The organism is Nitrobacter sp. 62-13, from assembly GCF_001896955.1.
Lineage (GTDB): Bacteria > Pseudomonadota > Alphaproteobacteria > Rhizobiales > Xanthobacteraceae > Nitrobacter.
In genome coordinates this window covers 27,443-30,598 of record NZ_MKRN01000181.1, presented here as the reverse complement: position 1 = coordinate 30,598, position 3,156 = coordinate 27,443, and the positions used below count along the sequence as shown (strand labels likewise).

4 protein-coding genes are annotated in these 3,156 nt (G+C 57.6%); 3 read left to right on the top strand and 1 reads right to left on the bottom strand.

Translation table 11 applies throughout. The features are described from left to right. Positions 1-829 precede the first annotated feature (829 nt). The 3 genes from BGN91_RS13430 to BGN91_RS13420 all read left to right on the top strand — a co-directional run bounded on the left by BGN91_RS13430 (position 830) and on the right by BGN91_RS13420 (position 2,652). Positions 830-1,012: a DUF2934 domain-containing protein gene (locus BGN91_RS13430; RefSeq protein ID WP_292613910.1), complete on the top strand. Its 183-nt coding sequence runs from the start codon at positions 830-832 to the stop codon at positions 1,010-1,012. Positions 1,013-1,673: 661 nt separating this feature from the next. Further along, positions 1,674-2,189, top strand: a complete 516-nt coding sequence (locus BGN91_RS13425; RefSeq protein ID WP_292613908.1) for a hypothetical protein — start codon at positions 1,674-1,676, stop codon at positions 2,187-2,189. 130 nt (positions 2,190-2,319) lie between these two features. Then, positions 2,320-2,652 (top strand): hypothetical protein, encoded by a 333-nt coding sequence (locus tag BGN91_RS13420; RefSeq protein ID WP_292613906.1) that lies wholly within the window; start codon positions 2,320-2,322, stop codon positions 2,650-2,652. Positions 2,653-2,756: 104 nt separating this feature from the next. Here BGN91_RS13420 and BGN91_RS13415 read toward each other — a convergent pair. Continuing rightward, positions 2,757-3,156, bottom strand: a 400-nt coding sequence (locus BGN91_RS13415; RefSeq protein ID WP_292613904.1) for a hypothetical protein, incomplete at its 5' end; no start/stop codon positions are given.

Here is a 3,156-nt window from a genome sequence, read left to right as displayed (position 1 = left end):
GCGGCGACCATCAAGGCGCTTGTACCGAATACTGGGGGGTTCAAGTCGACCCTTTAGGCTTGCCGCTGTCGCGCAGGCCAACAAGACAGCGCGGATCATCTGGGCGGTTCTGAACAAGGGCGGAATTTATCGGCGCCCCCCACTGGCGATTACCGCGGTCTCCGTCTGATGGACGTCGTTACCACCACAACGATCCGATCGGCGCAGGCCGGCAGAGGGCAAGGTGCAACTACAGGCGATGAACCCATGGGACGAAATCCCGAAACGAGTGAAGCTACCGTCTCCAATGCGCTCAAGCGCGTAAAATTGATTTAGCTCCTTGTTCCGTGGATCTCATCGAGGCCAGTGGCCATGTGCCGAGCGCAAAGGCCGGACATATGACCGCACCGTCCAAATGTGTAAAAATCGACTGAAAAAGCTCCTGTCGCGCGGGCCATTCCACATATGGAGACGATTACCTTTGCGATCGCAGCTTCAGTCGGTAGGCCGCCTGACGACAGTCAAGCACGGGTCGCGAAGAGTGACGGGTGACGCATGGTAACGTGTTTTTCGGATCAGTGTCAGCACAGGTTCACATCTGAACCGGTCAAGCTTCGCGGTATCTTCGCCGAACTCGCCTCTTCCTTCCACTGAGGCCTGTAATGAGCAACGCCGGGAACCGACGCGGTAATTGAGAGTTCTATGCCATCGTAACCCGGAGGTGCACATGGCTTATCCACGAGGCAATGATCTTCGTCAGGCCAGCGCTCATAGCGCCTCGATGGCCGAACGCTTCCTCACCTATTTCAAACAGTTTTGTCCGTATTCGATGACAAGGTCCTGAGTCCTGATGATGACGCCCAAAATATCTGAAGAAGAAGTCCGCAAGCGCGCCCATCAGCTTTGGGAAGAGCACGGGAGACCCGAAGGTCGAAACGAAGAGTTTTGGCATACTGCAGAACGAGAGTTGAAGGGGAAACAGGATCGTGGCGAAGATATGAAGGGCAGTCCAGACGATAGCGCCAAGGGGTGACGTGTGATGGGCAGCTCGAAAGGTTGCTCGGCCAAGCGGTGTTCAGGCTTTGGCCGCACCCTGCCGCAGGGACGTGCAGGAACGAATCTTCGAGTCCACATTAAGAGCCGACACGCGGCGTCATTTGGCTGTCATACTTCACGATCAACGCCCGAAGACGGCGTTCCCGCCATTACCCAGTGCATTGGCCTAAGCCGAGGCTTGGTTTGAGATAAGCTGCATCTGGCGCGGCCAAGTCTCCGCGGTAAGCACTGCGCCAATCCCGCCGTCCAACGCACTTACAAACCAGCTCGGAAATTAAATCGACGCACACCTACGATCGGAATAGAAAATCCGGCCGGCGTGAGCCGACGGGTGCAGGTTCCACGATGAATCTCCGGAACGAATATGCAGCTACTTCTTGTTTCGGGTCGTGCACTGTTCGCTGACGATGGCACGCGGAGATATTTTGCACTGCGTTCGACGGCGAGCGGATGCACTCGTCGGAAAAAGGCAAGGACGCTCGTTGGGCGCGTGGATGCAGACAAAAAGTCTGAAAGACAGCCTTCATAGCGCGCGTCGAACGGTTCCATTGATATAGCGCATACATAATAGACTCGCTGTCGTTTTGATTGACGCGCATGCTCTTCACGCCACCGAGCGGCCTAGGCAATTATCGGTGATGAGAACGCGTCTTGCGCTCACGCCTTTCTCTCAACGGAAAGGAGCGCGCGAGCGGCGTCCGTGGCGAGGCGAACGAAATCTCCCGACATCCGGGCCGACGGCGCAAAGCCTGCGGATTTATACCGCCGCAGCTCGCCACGCTGAAATCGAAGCCGCCCGGCGGTTCGCTTCTCCTCATGAAATAAAGTACGACGGCTACCGTGTGCAGTTGCACGCGAAGCATGGACGCGCAACGGCTTATACGCGCAATGGCCTCGATTGGACCAAGCGGTTTGCCGGAATTACGAAAGCTTTTGATATTCAGGGCGAGGCGATACTCAACGGCGAGGCGGTCGTCATCGAGGACGGCCGCACCAACTTCTCCGAGCTTCAGACGGCGCTACCCGGCGGAAAGCAGAACCGCATCGAGTACTACGCGTTCGACCTGCTCTATCTCGACGGCTACGACCTGCGCGCCGTTTGCCAGATTGAGCGCAAGCGACTGCAAAAGGCTTGTTCGATACGCATAGTCTGAAGCCGCCCCCTGCAGTACAGCGAGCACATCATCGTCAGCGGCGCCGAAATGTTCGCTCATGCCGCGAAGCTCAATTGGGAGGGCATCGTATCGAAGAATCCGGACGCGCCCTACCCACGCGCAACGAAGGTTGGATCAAGATCAAGACCGCCAAGCGTTCCTTGTAATCGGATTCGTCAAGGATCCGACAGGCGTCGCCGCGCTTTATTTAGGCAAGAAGGAAGGCGCGGAGCTGATCTACATGGGAAAGGTCGGCACCGGCTGGTCACGCATCGCCGCGGGCAAGATCCGCAAGCAGCTCGATACGGTCGCTACTGCGAAGTCACCGCTCACCAAGCCTCTCAGGAAGCCCAAGGCGACCTGGGTCGAGCAGTTCTTCGCCGCCGAGGTAGAGTACCGCGACATCACGTCTGAGGGATTGCTGCGGCAAAGCTCCTTCAAGGGACTTACAAAGATGACGTGATGCTACATATTAACCCGACGGGACCTTCCCCCTTCCAGGTCCCCGCACGGTAGCCGGCGCCTTTGCCCCCGAGAGCGCCTGGGGCCGTGCACGGACACGCCTTACTAGCCGCGCTTGGTCAAATAGGCGATGTACTCCGGGTCCCAGCCTCTCATGTGCTTCAGCAGCGATTGGCGGCGCTGGTCAGGCATACCCGGTCCGTGTTCGAGAAAATCCTGCACCGCTCTCTTGAACTCCTCCACCTGCGGCTCTTCTCCCATGACCAGTTCGCCGTACTCGTCCATAATTTCCTGCACGCGCTCTTCAATCTCGTTCATCGCTGCCATACCTCCGAAGCTGCCGCTGCATAACGGAACGCCCACGCGATAAGTTCCGCCACCTCCGGACTCGCAAGTGGAATCGGCGGGGATGTGGATAGCGAAGTTCGCACGGTTTTGAGCGTCGAGGACATTGAGCACCCCCGGACCAAGAGACCAAAACGAGAAGTCCGCATACAAATGGAAT

Bases quoted from the DNA above. Each gene is read 5' to 3' on its own strand.
- BGN91_RS13430 (WP_292613910.1), top strand. From the start codon at position 830: ATGATGACGCCCAAAATATCTGAAGAAGAAGTCCGCAAGCGCGCCCAT.
- BGN91_RS13425 (WP_292613908.1), top strand. From the start codon at position 1,674: ATGAGAACGCGTCTTGCGCTCACGCCTTTCTCTCAACGGAAAGGAGCG.